The following is a 16,174-nucleotide window of genomic DNA, read 5'->3' as shown; positions in this document are numbered from 1 at the left end:
TTACTAATCTTCAAATCTCGGGAGTATATCATAAGTTTCATGAGTGCAGCTATCATAACGCAAGAAAGTCTAGCCTATGATATTGTATCCAGCATCCACATAAATGATTTGTCCTTTAATCATTTCCGCTTCCGGCAAACACAATAAATAAATGGTATTGGCCACGTCTTCCGGCAATAAAGGGCGGCCTGCCAATGAATGCGCTTGGTATTCATCCAGTAATTGCTCACGGTTTGGAAAATGCTTTAAAGCATCCGTATCGACTACGCCAGCAGAAACGGTATTGACGCTGATGCCATCTTCCGCCAGTTCAAGGCTAAGCGAGCGCACCAAAGCTTCCAGCGCAGCTTTTGAAGCACCGATAAAGGCATAATTGGGGATAGCACGCGACGCACCCAAGCTTGATAAGGCAATAATACGTCCACCGCGCGGCATCATGGCGCGCGCTTCGCTTGCTAAATGGTTCAATGCCAAAGCATTGGTTTCCAGGCACCAGCGCCAATGTTTGGTGGACATTTTCATGGCGGGCTTTAACACGCCGCTAGCCGCATTGCTGATTAAGAAATCCAGCCGGGAAAAATGTTGGCGAAATTGCCCCATCAATTCCTTTACGGAAGCATGATCCGCCACATTGCCTTGAATGGCTAATGCCCGCCGGCCTAATGCCTGAATTTCGCCCACTAAGGCTTGCGCACTATCGGAGCTATTGTAATACACAATGGCTATGTCGCAGCCTGCTTTAGCTAATTTTAAGGCAGTTGCCCGGCCTATACCCCGTGCCCCACCGGTAATTAAAGCAACCCTATCGGCAAATAGCTGGTTCATCAGTCAATCTCTGCAAGAAAAATGCACAAGCTAACGCGATTCAATGCATCTGTCAATAAAGTTTGTTCTTACAGTAATTTTTCGATTTTAGCTGCTGCGCGTTTGCCTATAATTAATGTATTCTTTGCATTATCTGAGCATAATCATGAGCGCATTTAGCAAAACTGAAGCTATGGATCTTATGGCTGGACTCCAGCAGCAGTAAAAATTTTGTCAAACAGCACGTCACAACGCATGAAAAAAGCAATAACTCACTTAAAGCTGAACGTGAAAAACAAAGAGTGAGAAGAAAATAGCCTCAAACGAGAATGAAGAAAAATTAAGAATCAATTCCTTGAATTAAATGCAAGCTAGATTTTATTTATGCAATATATTTTGCAAGCGATTTATTTAGCTGTAATTTTTCATCATCTGCACAAAATTGAATAATTTATTATCATTGCAAGCGTTGCAATTAAACTATTCACACGTGGCTCACTATTGGGTAACCTTAAGATTATGCTTGTTTCTACATACCTATCTTTGTACCATCATGCCATGTTTTGCTAGTGTGAACCGCGGTAATGAAACAAACTTGGTCCCGAAGCGTTTTCCCCATTGCGGCTATATTTTCCTTCCGCATGCTTGGCTTATTCATGCTAATTCCAGTATTTACTATCTACGCCCCGACTTTGCAAGCGGCAACCCCCGCTTTAATTGGTATAGCATTGGGAAGTTATGGTCTAAGCCAGGGCATTTTACAAATACCTTTTGGCTTGTTGTCCGATCGCTTGGGAAGAAAACCTATGCTAACCCTGGGCCTGACACTCTTTATTTTAGGAAGCTTATGGGGCGCATTAACTACTTCCATCTACGGCATGATTGCGGCACGTATTTTACAAGGAATGGGAGCAATTGGCAGTGTACTGGTGGCGCTGCTGGCTGATTTGACACTGGATGAAGAACGCACCAAAGCGATGGCGGTAATCGGTGCGACCATCGGTTTATCATTTACGCTCGCCATGGTCATAAGCCCCGCCATCACGCGTTATTTTGGCTTATCGGGCATATTTTATTTCACAGCAATCCTGGCTTTTCTAGGCTTATTCTTGTTGCATGTCGTCATACCAACTCCCAAGAAGGAACCGTTTCATATCGACAGTGAAACTAATCCTAAATTATTCAAAACCGTTATCAGTAACCCGCACTTACAACGTTTAAACGTAGGCATTTTTTCCCAACATTTTATTTTAACCTCTACTTTTTTCGTACTCCCTTTGCTGTTGCAAGAACATATTGCGCAAGGCCACTTAACACAATCCTGGCATTTTTATTTACCGCTGATGCTATTCTCATTCATCGCCATGATCCCATTTATTGTTTTTGCTGAACGCAAACATAAATTTAAAATGATTTTTTTAGCTGCTGTGATATTAACGGCATTATGTCAAAGCATACTCATTCCATTGCATACCTCATGGTTTGCCTTCTGTACGGTAATTTTTTTATACTTTGTCGTATTCAATTTGCTTGAAGCCAGCCTGCCTTCGCTCGTTTCCAAACAAGCGAATCCCGAAAGCAAAGGCACCGCCATGGGTATTTACTCCAGCAGTCAGTTTCTGGGAATTTTTGTTGGTGGTGCCCTGGCCGGTTTCATATTTCAATGGGCAGGCATTAATGGCATATTCTTCATTAATACTTTGCTGGCTTGCATCTGGTTTATAGTGGCATTGCCCATGCAGCCTAACTTGTATCAAACTACCTTGCTTGTGCCTTTCCCTGATGAAAAAATAAGCAATGATTTAATCGCAAAGCTAGGCAAAATTCCAGGTGTGCACCAGGTTACCTTGGCGTCAGATGAACGCATCATTTATTTGCGAATTGATAAATCCCTCTATAAACCAGGCAGCGCGGAAAACTTATTTAAGGCTTGATTTAGTCGTTGTCCTGCGTCTTCTTACTCTACGCAAGGGCATAAATATTCAGTATAATGGCTTGCTAACTATCGCATAATGGAGAATTCAATGGCTCGCGGGATTAACAAAGTTATATTGGTAGGTAATGTCGGCACGGATCCTGAAATCCGCTACATGCCAAACGGCAATGCGGTCGCTACTTTATCGGTTGCAACCAGTGAAACATGGAAAGATAAACAAACTGGCGAAAAACAAGAACGCACCGAATGGCACCGGGTAGTATGCTTTAATCGTCTGGGTGAAATAGCAGGCGAATACATTCGCAAAGGCGCCAAACTCTATGTGGAAGGCAGCTTGCGCACACGAAAATGGCAAGATCAGCAAGGCCAAGATCGCTACACTACTGAAATCGTAGCTGCTGATATCCAAATGCTGGACAGCAAGAGTCCAGGTGCGGGAGCAAACAATTATAGTGAAGCACCTCCCATGCACCATGAAAATTCTCACACCCCGGTAAAACCGTCACAAAAAACCGCACAAGAAGCATTTGATGAGCTGGATGACGATATCCCATTCTAAAAGCCTGAGTAAAGTTTAATTATTTTATAAGCCCATGGATTTGGGCTTTTTATTTTAAAAATAGTATAAAATTACAAATATAAGCTTGCAGGTATTTGCTATCAAAACATGACAAGAAAGCCACATATGAGCAGTAAACAATCTCTATTAATTCGACTTTTATAGAATTTATTACACAAATCGCCAACGCATTTATTTACAATGATGAAATTTTATAAAAATGATTATTTTCGCTAGAATATGATTTCTGAATAAACTTTCATTTAATTTTCAATCATTGCATGGCCAGATGTTATGAATGTTTTTTGCCGTTGGATGGAATGCATTCAAAAATAATCATCAATAGCTATGCAAACATGCATGCCTGTCATTAGGTACGCGCAGTAAACACGAGAGCATTTATTTATGAAAAAAGCGGTTATTCTTTTCTCTGGAGGGCTCGATTCAACCACAGTTCTGGCTTTCGCTAAAAATCAGAATTTTGATTGTTATCCCATCAGTTTTAATTATGGGCAAAAGCATTCGATTGAGTTACAGGCAGCTAAAAATATTCTCCGGCATTTTGACATCAAGCAGCACAAAATCATTGAACTTTCACCAAATATGTTCGGCGCATCGGCATTGACAGAAGATACAATTACTGTACCTGCCTACAAAGAAGACCGTGCATCCAGCATTCCTATTACTTATGTGCCCGCGAGAAATACCATTTTCCTCTCTATCGCTTTGGGCTATGCGGAAAGCATCGGTGCTCAGGATATTTTTCTGGGCATCAGCCATGTTGATTATTCGGGTTATCCAGATTGCAGACCTGAATACCTACAAGCCTTTGAAAAACTAGCCAACCTGGCTACCAAAGATGCGGTGGAGGGTAAAAAAATAACTGTGCATGCTCCATTGCTCTATTTAAGCAAAGCAGAAACCATCAAGCTCGGGATTGCAAATGGTGTGGATTATGCTTTCACCGTATCATGCTACAATGCCAATCCTTCTGATTTTTCGGCATGCGGGTATTGCGACAGCTGCACGTATCGCAAGAAAGGTTTTGCCGAAGCAGGCATAGCAGATCCAACCCGATACGCCTCACATAATAAGCTTTAGTCTAAGCAACTTTTCAATGGATGATGTTAAGCATATTCCTTTGGCTACACCACATCGCAATCATAATAAAAGGCAAGGAGATAACAGTTGAACTTACTTGGGTGACAGAAGCGGCATGTTCCAATGTTGCTGTACCAGCTTCTGAACGCAGGCTTTACAAAAGAAACTTAAAACGATTTATAAAAAAACAAAAAAGCCAGGACAAGCCTGGCTTTTTACTACTGATTTTTATTCCTCAGTAGCTTCTGCTCTGTCTACCAATTCAACAATTGCCATAGGGGCATTGTCGCCTGGACGAAAACCGCATTTTAACACACGAACATAACCACCGGGACGCTTTGCATATCTTGGCCCTAGGGTTGTAAACAATTTGCCAACTGATTCTTTGCAACGTAAAGAAGCAAAAGCTTGTCTTCGGCTTGCTACTGAATCGGATTTTCCAGTAGTAATCAATGGCTCAATGTAACGACGTAATTCTTTTGCTTTCGGCAATGTCGTCTTAATCAACTCATGCTTGATTAAAGAACAGCACATGTTTGAAAACATCGCTTCTCTATGGCTGCTTGTACGACTTAATTTACGTCCGATATTACGATGACGCATAACAAAAACTCCTAAATTTATTCGCCAAGGTTCTCTGGCGGCCAATTCTCAAGTTTCATCCCTAATGATAAAGAGCGGGAAGCCAGAACATCCTTGATTTCGGTCAGTGATTTTTTACCCAAATTTGGTGTCTTCAACAATTCATTTTCTGTTTTCTGCACCAAATCACCGATGTAGTAAATATTTTCAGCTTTTAAGCAGTTTGCTGAACGTACAGTTAGCTCCAGATCATCCACAGGGCGTAACAGTATGGGGTCGAATTCATTACGCTCTTTATGATCAAGGCGTGACTCTTCAAACTTCATATCAACAAACGCATGCAACTGACGTTGCAGGATGCTGGCTGAAATTCGAATGGCTTCTTCCGGATCCAGAGTACCGTTCGTTTGTAAATCAATAGTTAACTTGTCCAAGTCAGTACGATTTTCCACACGCGCATTATCGACAAAATAAGCAACTTTACGTACGGGTGAAAAAATACTGTCAATTTTTAACTTGCCTACAGATTTCTTTTGTACTTCTTCATCCAGAGCATAGTGAGCGAATGTTTCAGTAGAGCGGAAACCTACTCCTTTTTCGACCTTTAAAGTCATATTGAGTTTTCCATTCTCATTCAAGTTAGCAATGACAAAGTCTGGATTTAATATTTCAACACCGTGAGTCAGCTGAATATCACCGGCAGTAACTTGGCAAGGACCTTGCTTGTTCAAAGTCAAGGTAGCTTCATGTCCGACGGAAATTTTAACAGCAACTTCCTTCAGATTTAGAAGAATATTCACTACGTCTTCTTGTACGCCTTCAATCGTGCTGTATTCATGCAGCACGCCTTCAATTGTAGCTTCGGTGATAGCACTGCCTGGCATGGAAGAAATTAAAATTCGTCTCAATGCATTACCAAGAGTATGCCCAAACCCACGCTCTAAGGGTTCGAGTACAATTCTTGAGTGATTAGGCGTCTCAGACTGCACTTTTAAAACCTTAGGGGTCAGCATTTCATTAATATCAGTATACATTCGGCTATGCCTCCAGTTTTACTTAGAGTAAAGTTCTACCACCAAGTTAACGTTAAAATCAGCAGGTAGATCATTCAATGTTGGCAATGACGTAAATGTACCTTTCAAAGAATTTGCATCTACATTCAACCAGGCACAAGGTGCACGCTGTTCAGACAATGCGATTGCAGCTTGAATACGGCCCTGATCTTTTGCTCTTTGCCGAATTGACACAACATCGCCTGCCTTAACTAAATATGACGCTATATCAACAATTTTGTCATTGACCAAAATAGCTCGGTGTGAAACCAATTGTCTTGCCTCAGCACGTGTGCTGGCAAATCCCATACGGTACACAACGTTATCTAGACGTCGCTCCAAAGCAATCATCAGGTTTTCGCCCGTGGCACCTTTTTGCCGGCTAGCCAGCTTATAATAGTTACGGAATTGCTTTTCTAGCACGCCATACAAACGTCTAATTTTTTGCTTTTCACGTAATTGCAAACCATAATCGCTTAAACGTGGGCGCTTATCACCGTGTTGACCAGGCAACTTCTCAGCTTTGCATTTTGATTTATAATCACGAACACCACTTTTAAGGAATAAATCGGTCCCTTCTCTACGTGACAATTTACACTTTGGACCAAGATATTTAGCCATTGAATACTCCTGAGTCTTTATACACGACGTTTTTTAGGCGGTTTACAACCATTATGAGGTATACCCGTTACATCGGTTATTTCTACGATTTTAAAATCCTGCGCTATCAATTCACGAATAGTTGATTCACGGCCAGGTCCCGGACCATGTACAAAAACAGCTACAGACTTCATGCCATATTCTTTGGCAGTAGCTGCTGCTCTTTCAGTAGCAACCTGGGCTGCATAAGGTGTACTTTTACGTGAGCCACGGAAGCCCGAACCACCCGCGGTAGCCCAACACAGCGCATTACCCTGGCGATCAGTAAAAGTAATGATTGTATTGTTAAAGGAGGCATGTACGTGAACAATACCATCTGATACTACACGTTTAACCTTTTTTCTTACCCTTTGTTGTTTTGCCTTAGCCATCTTAATTTCCTACGTGAAAAATCAAACCACAGTGCCTTTACGTCGACCTTTTCGTGTTCTAGCATTTGTCTTCGTACGCTGGCCTCTCAGTGGCAAACCTCTACGGTGACGTAAACCTCGGTAACAACCAAGATCCATCAGACGCTTAATATTCATGCTAATTACACGGCGTAAATCGCCCTCAACTGTTATTTTTGCAATCTCATTTCTGAACAATTCCAGTTGGTCATCACTCAATTGCGACACTTTTGTCGCAGGATCAATACCAACTTGTTGGCATAATTTAAGAGATGTTGGCTTTCCAATACCGTAGATCGATGTAAGTGCAATTACTATGTGTTTATTATCCGGTATGTTCACACCTGCAATACGAGCCATTAATTTCTCCGATCGTTATTTGCTCTGCCGAAAGGGACAGAAGAATACTAGTTTCATTAATTAAAATCAAGCTTGTTAGCCTTGCTTTTGCTTATGCCGGGCATCTTTACAGATTACTCGCACAGATCCACTGCGCTTAATAATTTTACAGTTGCGGCAAATTCGCTTTACTGACGCTCTAACTTTCATTCTTATTAACTCCAAATAAAATCATAACAGACCCGGCAATTTCGTGCCTTTAAAATTGGCTTTTTTCATTAATGAATCATATTGCTGGGTCATCAAATGGGCTTGTATTTGTGCAACAAAATCCATAATTACGACAACAATAATCAATAATGAAGTACCACCAAAATAAAAAGGAACATGCCATGTATACATTAGCAGCTGGGGCAACAAACAAACTAAAACCAAGTATATTGCACCAACTAATGTCAAGCGTGTCATGACCTGATCAATGTATCTTGACGTTTGTTCTCCTGGTCTAATTCCAGGAATATAAGCACCAGACTTCTTTAAATTGTCAGCTGTATCTTTCGGATTAAATACCAACGCTGTATAGAAAAATGCAAAAAACAAAATCGCAACAGCATATACAATTAAGTACAATGGTTGTCCGGGTGATAAAGCCATGCCAATGTCAGCCAACCAATCCATTCCCTTGCCGCGAGCAAAAAATTGAGCCAACGTTGCAGGCAACAAAATAATACTTGATGCAAATATAGGTGGAATAACTCCAGCCATATTAATTTTCAAAGGTAAATGGCTTGATTGCGCTGCATAAACTTTGCGCCCTTGCGTTCTTTGCGCATAGTTTACACGAATTCGCCGTTGTGCGCGCTCTATAAACACAACAAACCCAGTTACCAACACAACGATTACTGCTATTAATATCAAGGTTAATGCCTGCATTTGCCCTTCTTTTACTTGTTGCAAAACAGAAGCAATTGCACTAGGCATGCTTGATACAATCCCAGAAAAAATGATAAGAGAAATGCCATTTCCTATCCCTTTTTCGGTAATTTGCTCACCAAGCCACATAAGAAACATTGTACCAGTAACTAAAGTGACTACAGCCGTAAAATAAAAAAATAAATCCGGTTGCAATGCAATCTGCTGGCTGGCTAACCATCTTGCCATTCCCAATGACTGGAATATAGCCAAGAATAAGGTTAAATAGCGCGTGTACTGATTTAATTTCCGCCGGCCCGATTCGCCTTCTTTTTTCAATTGTTCCAACGATGGAACGACAACTGAAAATAACTGAATCATGATGGAAGCAGAAATATATGGCATGATCCCGATAGCAAATACAGTGACTCGTGATAATGCGCCACCAGAAAACATATTGAACAAGCCAAAAATAGTATTTTGTTGTTCGTTAAAGAAATTTGCTAGCTTTTGCGGATCCAGACCTGGAACAGGTATATGCGCTCCAAGTCTGTATACCAAAATCCCAATAACCACAAATAGCAATCTTGACTTTAGCTCAGCCAAGCCACCACGAGCTAGACCGGATGTTGCTTGTTTCTGGTTTTTCATAGTCACTCTTCTATGCTTCCACCCAGATCAGTAATTGCTTTACGTGCACCCTGGGTTACACGAAGGCCTCTAAGCTTGATAGCAGTGGTTAATTCACCAGACAAAATGACTTTGACATCCAATATGGACTTATTAATTAATCCAGCAGCTTTTAAGGCAGCCAAATCAATTACTTCTGCATCCAACTTAGCCAGTTCGCCTAAAGTAACTTCATCAATTGTCTTAGCAACGCGCGATTTAAATCCCATTTTGGGCAAACGGCGTTGGATAGGCATCTGACCGCCTTCGAAATTGATTTTGTGATAGCCACCAGCTCTGGCTTTTTGTCCTTTGTGACCTTTTCCGCTTGTTTTACCAAGTCCGGAGCCTATACCGCGCCCTAAACGCTTACGGCTAGTGCGTGCGCCTGGTGCAGGAGAAAGTGTATTTAACTTCATTATGCGCTCTCCTCAACCTTAACCAAGTAGCTAATTACATTCACTAAACCTCTAATTTGTGGAATATCTTGATGTATAGCTGAATGGTTCATTTTACGTAAGCCTAGCTGCCGAGCAATTTCAATATGTTTGGGCAGTCGGCCAATCAAACTTTTAACGAGTGTGATTTTAATTTTGTTATTGTTCATGATTAACCTGCCGTAATTTCTTCAACGGTCTTACCGCGCTTGGCAGCGACGTAATCCGGTGTACCAATGTTGGTCAGCGCACCAACTGTCGCACGGACAATATTGCTTGGATTGGTGGAACCAATGCTTTTAGCTAAAATGTTTTGTACGCCCAAAACTTCAAGAACAGCCCGCATTGCACCACCGGCAATAATTCCTGTACCTTCACTGGCAGGCTTCATAAATACTTTAGAGGCACCATAGTTCCAAGTTATTTCATGATGAATGGTTGTACCTGCAAGAGGGACATACACCATGTTTTTACGTGCTTGATCCATTGCCTTTTGAATAGCAATCGGAACTTCACGAGCTTTACCACGACCAAAGCCAACCTTACCCTTACCATCACCAATTACTACCAAAACTGCAAATCCAAAAACCCGACCGCCTTTTACTACTTTAGCAGTACGCGTTACGGATACTAATTTCTCTTGGTAGCCATCAGTTTTTGTTGATTCATCTAATGCCATAACCGTTCCTTAAAAATCCAAGCCCGCTTCACGAGCACCATCTGCCAGCGCTTTAACTCGGCCATGATATTTATAACCTGCTCGGTCAAACGCTACTTGAGATATGTTTTTCTCTTTGGCACGCTGCGCCAATAATTTGCCAACCTGCTGTGCTTGCTCGCACTTATTGCCTTTCAAAGTGGCTTTCAATTCTTTATCTACAGTAGATGAAGATGCAAGCACTTGATCGCCATTTAAGCCTTTTTCTACAATGAGTGCATAAATATGCGATGCACTGCGACGAACTACCAGTCTAGGACGGTTAGAGCGGGAGCTTTTAATAACAGCTTTTGCTTTAGCAGCTCTCCGTTCACGGGCTTTCAATTTTGTCATGATTTACACCTTATTTCTTTTTCGCTTCTTTGCGAATAATCACTTCACCAGCGTATTTAACACCTTTCCCTTTATATGGCTCAGGTGGACGGAAAGCACGAATCTCGGCTGCAACTTGTCCTAAAAGCTGGTTATTAATACCTTTCAGGATGACGGTCGTGTTGTTAGGCGTCTCTACAACCACACCTTCAGGCAGGTTGTAATCAATGTTATGAGAATAACCAAGCGATAATGAAACAGATTTGCCTTTAGCTTGCGCACGATAACCTACGCCTACCAGTTCAAGAGTCATTTCGAAACCGTCGGTAACACCTTTTACCATATTATTTACTAAAGCACGTGCTGTTCCAGCTTGTGCCCAAGCATTTGGGTCATTTGAAGCAGGTTTAAAAATAACTTTTTTACCATTTTCTTCAGTCGTTTGTACATCAACCAGTCGATTGCGATGCTGGGTTAATGAACCTTTGGGCCCTTTTACTGTTACTGTATCTTTATCGACTGTCAATTCAACATTGGCCGGCAGAACAATAGGGGCTTTTGCTACTCTAGACATATCTATCCTCGTTCTTTATTACGCGACTTCACAAATAACTTCGCCGCCTACACCACTCTTTTTTGCCTTAATGTGCGACATCACGCCTTCAGAGGTTGATAAAATAGCGATACCGAACCCTGGTACAGCAGACAATTGTTTTGCTGATTTATAAATCCGCAATCCAGGTCGGCTGATACGCTTAATTCGCTCAATAACCGGGCGCCCGTGATAATACTTAAGCTGCAAAGTAATTTTCTTAAGGTTATTATCCAAGGACTCAACAGCGTAGTCTGCTATGTATCCTTCATCTTTTAGCACTTTTGCAATTGCTTCCTTTAAGTTTGACGAAACTAACGTCACATACTGATGCTTTGCTTGCTGGCCATTCCTAATTCTAGTCAGCATATCAGCAACGGGATCATGCATACTCACAATCTTTCTCCAATGAATAAATGTTCTTACCAGCTGGACTTTCTGCCGCCAGTAACGTTTCCACTCATCAACTGCTGGCGTAGGCAAATTCTGCAGAGTCCAAATTTACGGTATACAGCATGAGGACGGCCACATTGTTGACAACGTGTACTAAGACGAACAGGATTCGAGTTAACCGGTAACTTGGCTAGCTTCGCCTGAGCTGACATGATTTCATCAAAATCAGTAGATGACTTAATGAGGTCTTTTAATTCAGCTCGTCGAGCTCTATATTTTTCTACTAGATGAGCTTTTTGATTCTCACGTTCTATTATAGATTTTTTAGCCACAGTTATACCCTTCTTATTTTCTATCTTTATCTTTTAATGGAAGATTAAAGGCCTCTAATAAAGCTTTAGCTTCTTCATTCGTTTTTGCGCTGGTCGTGATGCAAATATCAAGCCCACGAATACCATCAATTTTATCAAAATCGATTTCAGGGAATACGATTTGCTCTTGTATCCCCATGCTGTAATTGCCGGTTCCGTCAAATGATTTAGGATTTAAACCCCTAAAATCACGCACCCGTGGCAAAGCTACAGTAATCAATCTATCTAAAAATTCATACATGCGGTCTTTACGCAGAGTAACTTTACATCCAATAGGCCAGCCTTCGCGAATTTTAAAACCGGCGATGGATTTTTTTGCACGCGTAACAACTGGCTTTTGACCAGAGATTCTTGTCATGTCTTCGATTGCAAAGTTCATTACTTTTTTGTCGCCCACTGCTTCACCAACCCCCATATTCAGGGTGATTTTTTCAATTTTGGGGACTTGCATGACACTTTTGTAGCCAAATTTTTTCATCATCATTTCGACTACATCTTTTTTATAAAATTCTTTCAGTCTAGCCATTTCCATCACCTAATTAAACAAGGTCGATTACTTCATCATTTGATTTGAAGTATCTTACCTTGTATCGATTACCGTCTTTCTCAAGAAACTTGAACCCAACTTTATCGGCTTTTTTCGTGGCAGGATTATATAAAGCTACATTTGAAGCGTCTAATGGAGCTTCTTTTGCTATAATTCCACCCTTTTGGTTTATTTGAGGATTTGGCTTGACGTGTTTCTTAACGACATTAGCGCCTTCAACTACCAGCTTTTCCCCAACCACACGCAGTACCTTGCCTACGTGATTCTTACTTTTTCCGGCTGTCACAATGACTGTATCGCCTTTTTTAATGCGTTTCATAAACAATCCTCACAATACTTCAGCGGCAAGAGAAATAATTTTCATGAATCGCTCTCTTAGCTCGCGAGTTACTGGCCCGAAAATACGGGTACCAATAGGCTCATACTGGTTGTTTAAAAGTACGGCAGCATTTCCGTCAAAGCGGATTAAAGATCCGTCATCGCGACGCACACCTTGGCTTGTACGCACTACAACTGCATTCATCACAGCACCTTTTTTAACTTTGCTGCGTGGAATGGCTTCTTTAACACTGACTTTGATAATATCACCAATGCGTGCATAACGCCTATGCGATCCGCCAAGCACTTTGATACACATTACTTTGCGCGCGCCACTATTATCTGCGACATCGAGCACGGTCTGCATTTGTATCATTCTATTCTCCAGCTCTAAATTCGACCAGAAAAAGGCTGCTGATTATATCAGCCTTCTTGGTTTTTTAAAAGTAATCAAATTATGAATATTAAGAAATTACTTCGACTAGGACCCAGCTTTTCAGTTTTGACAGAGGTCTGGATTCACGAATTTTCACAATATTACCAATTTTACATATTTGATTTTCATCATGAGCGTGTAATTTGGTTCTACGCTTCATGATTTTTCCATATTTTGGATGCTTAACCGTACGTTCAACCATGACAACTATGGTTTTTTGCATCTTGTCACTAACTACTTTACCAATCATTGTTCTGGCATTTGATTCACTGTTTGACATATTAATTACCTGCCTTTTCAGTCATAAGTGTTTTAATTCTGGCAATCAATCTTCTTACTTTGGAAACTAAATGTGTCTTATCCAGTGTGCCATTAGCCTTTTTCATGCGTAAGTTAAACTGTTCTTTACGTAAAGAGAGCAACTCAGTCTGCAATTCATCAATCGTCATGTTTTTCAGTTCATTTATACTTTTCATCACATCACCTTGCGCTCTTCAAATACAACTTTGAATGGTAGCTTTGCTTTAGCTAAATCAAATGCTTCCATTGCAAGTTCTTTACTCACACCTTCCATTTCAAAAAGAACTTTGCCAGGCTGAATTTGAGCAACCCAGTACTCAACGTTACCTTTACCCTTACCTTGCCGGACTTCTAAAGGTTTTTGTGTAATTGGTTTGTCAGGGAAAACGCGGATCCAAATTTTGCCACCACGCTTGACATGACGAGTCATGGCACGACGTGCTGCTTCAATTTGTCTTGCCGTCAAACGGCCTCGTTCTACCGCTTTCAAACCAAATTCGCCAAAGCTGATCTTGGAACCTCTTAGTGCCAGACCACGATTTCGGCCTTTCATTTGCTTACGATATTTTGTTCGTTTTGGCTGTAACATAATTCAAATCCTCACTTCTTATCGCTGTCAGCACTACGGGTTTTTTGTGTAACAGTCTCACCCTTAAAGATCCAAACTTTGACGCCAATAATACCGTAGGTTGTTTTAGACTCAGCAGTGCCATAATCAATATCAGCACGGAAAGTATGCAAAGGAACTCGGCCTTCTCGATACCATTCACTTCGCGCAATCTCTGCACCACCCAAACGACCGCTTACGCAAATTTTAATACCTTTGGCACCAGCTTTTAACGCAGACGTAACAGCACGCTTCATTGCACGGCGGAACATAACACGTTGTTCCAACTGTTGAGCAATGCTCTCAGCAACAAGCGTCGAATCCAGTTCGGGTTTGCGAACTTCTTCAATGTTTAAATGTACCGGCACACCAAGCTCAGCAGAAATTTCACTGCGTAAAGACTCAATACCGCCACCTTTTTTACCAATTAAAACACCAGGACGAGCGCTATGGATGGTTACTACTGCATTATTAGCAGGACGCTCAATCTGGATGCGGCTGATGGCAGCTGCCATCAATTTCTTTTTTAATTGTTTACGCAAATTGATATCTTGATTCAATAACTGTGCATAATTTTTGCTTGCGTACCATTTTGAGTTCCAATCTTTAATAATGCCAAGGCGTATACCGATTGGATTTACTTTTTGTCCCATTGCTATTCCTCGTCAGACACTTTAATGGTGATGTGGCAAGTACGCTTGCTTATACGATTTGCGCGGCCTTTTGCACGAGGGCTAATACGTTTTAATGTAACCCCTTCGTCTACGCACACCATACCTACTTTCAGTTCGTCAATATCCGCGCCATTATTATTTTCTGCATTAGCAATAGCAGATTCTAATAATTTCAGCATTAACTGCGCCCCTTTTTTAGGGGTAAACCTTAGTACTTCCACTGCCCCTGAAACGTTCATATTACGAATCATGTCAGCAACCAATCTGCCTTTCTGAGCAGATAATGGTGCATTTTTTAATCTAGCTGTAACTTCCATCATTGCCCTCTTTACTTACCTTTGGCCTTTCTGTCACCAGCATGGCCCTTGAATGTGCGAGTCATGGCAAATTCGCCTAACTTATGACCAACCATGTTATCCGTAATGAACACAGGAACATGATCTTTGCCGTTATGGACGGCTATGGTTAAATCAATCATTTCTGGAATGATTGTAGAACGTCTTGACCAAGTCTTAATCGGCTTTTTAGATTTAGACTCAACAGCCGCCTCCACTTTGGTAAGCAGGTGATGATCAACAAATGGACCTTTTCTAACAGAACGTGCCACTTTTATATCCTCTTAACGAATTATTTTTTCTTGCGTCTTCTTACAATAAACTTGTCAGTCCGTTTATTACTTCTTGTTTTATAACCTTTGGTTGGTACACCCCAAGGAGTCACAGGATGACGGCCACCAGAAGTTCTTCCCTCACCACCTCCATGAGGATGGTCAACTGGGTTCATTGCAACACCACGGACGGTCGGTCGTACACCACGCCATCTCTTTGCGCCGGCTTTACCCAAAGAGCGAAGACTGTGTTCACTATTGCTTACTTCACCAACAGTAGCGCGACAAGCAATTAGAACTTTCCTCATTTCGCCAGAGCGAAGTTTAATAGTTGCGTAAGCACCTTCTTTTGCAACGATCTGTCCACTGCAACCAGCACTGCGTAACATTTGTGCACCTTTGCCAGGCTTGAGTTCAACACAGTGAATGGTTGTACCTACCGGAATATTTTTTAAAGGCAGGCAATTTCCATTGCTGATCGGAGAATCATCCCCACTTACAATCACATCCCCTTGCTTCAAATGGGATGGGGCAATAATGTACCGCCGTTCGCCATCTTTGTAAACAACTAAAGCAATTAATGCAGAACGATTTGGATCATATTCTATTCGTTCAACCTTGGCTTCAATCCCATCTTTATTGCGCTTAAAGTCGATTAAACGGTATTGTCCGCGAATACCGCCGCCAATATGGCGTACCGTAATTCGACCTTGGTTGTTGCGCCCACCGGTTTTATTCAGCTTTTCTGTCAATGCTGCGTGCGGTTTGCCTTTATGGATATGATGGTGAACAACCCGCAGCTCACTGCGCTTTCCAGGTGACGTAGGTTTTGATTTTAATAATGCCATCTTAATCTGCC

Annotated in this window: 28 protein-coding genes; 3 read left to right on the top strand and 25 right to left on the bottom strand. The window is 41.5% G+C overall.

All coding sequences use genetic code 11. The features are described 5' to 3' along the window. Window positions 1–69: 69 nt before the first annotated feature. Window positions 70–825 (bottom strand): enoyl-[acyl-carrier-protein] reductase FabL, encoded by a 756-nt coding sequence (gene fabL / locus ELY11_RS05235; protein WP_126954274.1) that lies wholly within the window; start codon window positions 823–825, stop codon window positions 70–72. A gap of 563 nt (window positions 826–1,388) precedes the next feature. Between fabL and ELY11_RS05230 the strand changes: the two genes are divergently transcribed. From ELY11_RS05230 to queC, 3 genes are all read left to right on the top strand, one after another. Beyond that, window positions 1,389–2,738, top strand: a complete 1,350-nt coding sequence (locus tag ELY11_RS05230; protein WP_127032651.1) for an MFS transporter — start codon at window positions 1,389–1,391, stop codon at window positions 2,736–2,738. Window positions 2,739–2,816: 78 nt separating this feature from the next. Continuing rightward, window positions 2,817–3,299 (top strand): single-stranded DNA-binding protein, encoded by a 483-nt coding sequence (gene ssb / locus ELY11_RS05225; RefSeq protein ID WP_407656428.1) that lies wholly within the window; start codon window positions 2,817–2,819, stop codon window positions 3,297–3,299. A gap of 405 nt (window positions 3,300–3,704) precedes the next feature. After that, on the top strand, window positions 3,705–4,400 hold the full coding sequence (queC, locus tag ELY11_RS05220; RefSeq protein WP_126954277.1) for a 7-cyano-7-deazaguanine synthase QueC: 696 nt from the start codon (window positions 3,705–3,707) through the stop codon (window positions 4,398–4,400). Window positions 4,401–4,628: 228 nt separating this feature from the next. On the opposite strand, the gene rplQ is transcribed toward queC, so the two are convergent. The 24 genes from rplQ to rplB all read right to left on the bottom strand — a co-directional run bounded on the left by rplQ (window position 4,629) and on the right by rplB (window position 16,163). After that, window positions 4,629–5,003 (bottom strand): 50S ribosomal protein L17, encoded by a 375-nt coding sequence (gene rplQ, locus ELY11_RS05215; protein ID WP_126954278.1) that lies wholly within the window; start codon window positions 5,001–5,003, stop codon window positions 4,629–4,631. A 17-nt stretch (window positions 5,004–5,020) separates the two neighbouring features. Beyond that, window positions 5,021–6,016, bottom strand: a complete 996-nt coding sequence (locus ELY11_RS05210) for a DNA-directed RNA polymerase subunit alpha (RefSeq protein ID WP_126954279.1) — start codon at window positions 6,014–6,016, stop codon at window positions 5,021–5,023. 18 nt (window positions 6,017–6,034) lie between these two features. Continuing rightward, complete coding sequence (gene rpsD, locus ELY11_RS05205; RefSeq protein ID WP_126954280.1) at window positions 6,035–6,655, bottom strand: 30S ribosomal protein S4; 621 nt, start codon at window positions 6,653–6,655, stop codon at window positions 6,035–6,037. A 17-nt stretch (window positions 6,656–6,672) separates the two neighbouring features. Further along, entirely contained in the window at window positions 6,673–7,065 is a 393-nt protein-coding gene (gene rpsK, locus ELY11_RS05200) for a 30S ribosomal protein S11 (protein ID WP_199737766.1), read from the bottom strand. Between the two features lie 21 nt (window positions 7,066–7,086). Continuing rightward, on the bottom strand, window positions 7,087–7,443 hold the full coding sequence (gene rpsM / locus ELY11_RS05195; RefSeq protein WP_126954282.1) for a 30S ribosomal protein S13: 357 nt from the start codon (window positions 7,441–7,443) through the stop codon (window positions 7,087–7,089). 75 nt (window positions 7,444–7,518) lie between these two features. Beyond that, window positions 7,519–7,632: a 50S ribosomal protein L36 gene (gene rpmJ, locus ELY11_RS05190; protein WP_126954283.1), complete on the bottom strand. Its 114-nt coding sequence runs from the start codon at window positions 7,630–7,632 to the stop codon at window positions 7,519–7,521. Between the two features lie 21 nt (window positions 7,633–7,653). Further along, window positions 7,654–8,985 carry a preprotein translocase subunit SecY gene (gene secY / locus ELY11_RS05185; RefSeq protein WP_126954284.1) on the bottom strand — a complete coding sequence of 444 codons (1,332 nt, stop codon included), beginning with the start codon at window positions 8,983–8,985 and terminating at the stop codon, window positions 7,654–7,656. Window positions 8,986–8,987: 2 nt separating this feature from the next. Next, window positions 8,988–9,422, bottom strand: a complete 435-nt coding sequence (rplO, locus tag ELY11_RS05180; protein ID WP_126954285.1) for a 50S ribosomal protein L15 — start codon at window positions 9,420–9,422, stop codon at window positions 8,988–8,990. Continuing rightward, window positions 9,422–9,610, bottom strand: coding sequence for a 50S ribosomal protein L30 (rpmD, locus tag ELY11_RS05175; RefSeq protein WP_126954286.1), 189 nt, complete (start codon window positions 9,608–9,610; stop codon window positions 9,422–9,424). The genes rplO and rpmD overlap by 1 nt, the downstream gene beginning before the upstream one ends. A 2-nt stretch (window positions 9,611–9,612) precedes the next feature. Next, window positions 9,613–10,119 (bottom strand): 30S ribosomal protein S5, encoded by a 507-nt coding sequence (rpsE, locus tag ELY11_RS05170; RefSeq protein ID WP_126954287.1) that lies wholly within the window; start codon window positions 10,117–10,119, stop codon window positions 9,613–9,615. A 9-nt stretch (window positions 10,120–10,128) separates the two neighbouring features. Then, the gene (gene rplR, locus ELY11_RS05165) at window positions 10,129–10,491 is read right to left on the bottom strand and encodes a 50S ribosomal protein L18 (protein ID WP_127032650.1); all 363 of its coding nucleotides are present in this window, start codon (window positions 10,489–10,491) and stop codon (window positions 10,129–10,131) included. Between the two features lie 10 nt (window positions 10,492–10,501). Then, window positions 10,502–11,044: a 50S ribosomal protein L6 gene (gene rplF / locus ELY11_RS05160; protein ID WP_126954289.1), complete on the bottom strand. Its 543-nt coding sequence runs from the start codon at window positions 11,042–11,044 to the stop codon at window positions 10,502–10,504. Between the two features lie 18 nt (window positions 11,045–11,062). Then, window positions 11,063–11,452, bottom strand: a complete 390-nt coding sequence (gene rpsH / locus ELY11_RS05155) for a 30S ribosomal protein S8 (RefSeq protein ID WP_199737775.1) — start codon at window positions 11,450–11,452, stop codon at window positions 11,063–11,065. 32 nt (window positions 11,453–11,484) lie between these two features. Continuing rightward, window positions 11,485–11,787: a 30S ribosomal protein S14 gene (gene rpsN, locus ELY11_RS05150; protein WP_126954291.1), complete on the bottom strand. Its 303-nt coding sequence runs from the start codon at window positions 11,785–11,787 to the stop codon at window positions 11,485–11,487. 13 nt (window positions 11,788–11,800) lie between these two features. Then, entirely contained in the window at window positions 11,801–12,352 is a 552-nt protein-coding gene (gene rplE / locus ELY11_RS05145; RefSeq protein WP_126954292.1) for a 50S ribosomal protein L5, read from the bottom strand. Between the two features lie 13 nt (window positions 12,353–12,365). Continuing rightward, window positions 12,366–12,692 (bottom strand): 50S ribosomal protein L24, encoded by a 327-nt coding sequence (gene rplX / locus ELY11_RS05140; RefSeq protein WP_126954293.1) that lies wholly within the window; start codon window positions 12,690–12,692, stop codon window positions 12,366–12,368. A 9-nt stretch (window positions 12,693–12,701) separates the two neighbouring features. Then, window positions 12,702–13,067, bottom strand: a complete 366-nt coding sequence (gene rplN, locus ELY11_RS05135; protein ID WP_126954294.1) for a 50S ribosomal protein L14 — start codon at window positions 13,065–13,067, stop codon at window positions 12,702–12,704. An 88-nt stretch (window positions 13,068–13,155) separates the two neighbouring features. Then, window positions 13,156–13,407, bottom strand: a complete 252-nt coding sequence (gene rpsQ / locus ELY11_RS05130; RefSeq protein ID WP_126954295.1) for a 30S ribosomal protein S17 — start codon at window positions 13,405–13,407, stop codon at window positions 13,156–13,158. A gap of 1 nt (window position 13,408) precedes the next feature. Further along, window positions 13,409–13,603: a 50S ribosomal protein L29 gene (rpmC, locus tag ELY11_RS05125; RefSeq protein WP_126954296.1), complete on the bottom strand. Its 195-nt coding sequence runs from the start codon at window positions 13,601–13,603 to the stop codon at window positions 13,409–13,411. Beyond that, on the bottom strand, window positions 13,603–14,016 hold the full coding sequence (gene rplP / locus ELY11_RS05120; RefSeq protein ID WP_126954297.1) for a 50S ribosomal protein L16: 414 nt from the start codon (window positions 14,014–14,016) through the stop codon (window positions 13,603–13,605). The genes rpmC and rplP overlap by 1 nt, the downstream gene beginning before the upstream one ends. An 11-nt stretch (window positions 14,017–14,027) precedes the next feature. After that, window positions 14,028–14,687, bottom strand: a complete 660-nt coding sequence (gene rpsC / locus ELY11_RS05115; protein WP_126954298.1) for a 30S ribosomal protein S3 — start codon at window positions 14,685–14,687, stop codon at window positions 14,028–14,030. Between the two features lie 2 nt (window positions 14,688–14,689). Next, window positions 14,690–15,025, bottom strand: coding sequence for a 50S ribosomal protein L22 (gene rplV, locus ELY11_RS05110; RefSeq protein WP_126954307.1), 336 nt, complete (start codon window positions 15,023–15,025; stop codon window positions 14,690–14,692). A gap of 11 nt (window positions 15,026–15,036) precedes the next feature. Next, complete coding sequence (gene rpsS / locus ELY11_RS05105; RefSeq protein ID WP_126954299.1) at window positions 15,037–15,315, bottom strand: 30S ribosomal protein S19; 279 nt, start codon at window positions 15,313–15,315, stop codon at window positions 15,037–15,039. A gap of 20 nt (window positions 15,316–15,335) precedes the next feature. Beyond that, on the bottom strand, window positions 15,336–16,163 hold the full coding sequence (gene rplB, locus ELY11_RS05100; protein WP_126954300.1) for a 50S ribosomal protein L2: 828 nt from the start codon (window positions 16,161–16,163) through the stop codon (window positions 15,336–15,338). Between the last annotated feature and the right edge of the window lie 11 nt (window positions 16,164–16,174).

Origin of the sequence: Legionella septentrionalis (genome assembly GCF_003989745.1) — a bacterium.
In the GTDB taxonomy this organism is placed as follows: Bacteria; Pseudomonadota; Gammaproteobacteria; order Legionellales; family Legionellaceae; genus Legionella_A; species Legionella_A septentrionalis.
The sequence above is the reverse complement of the archived record's forward strand: the minus strand, read 5'-3'. Positions and strand labels throughout refer to the sequence as shown.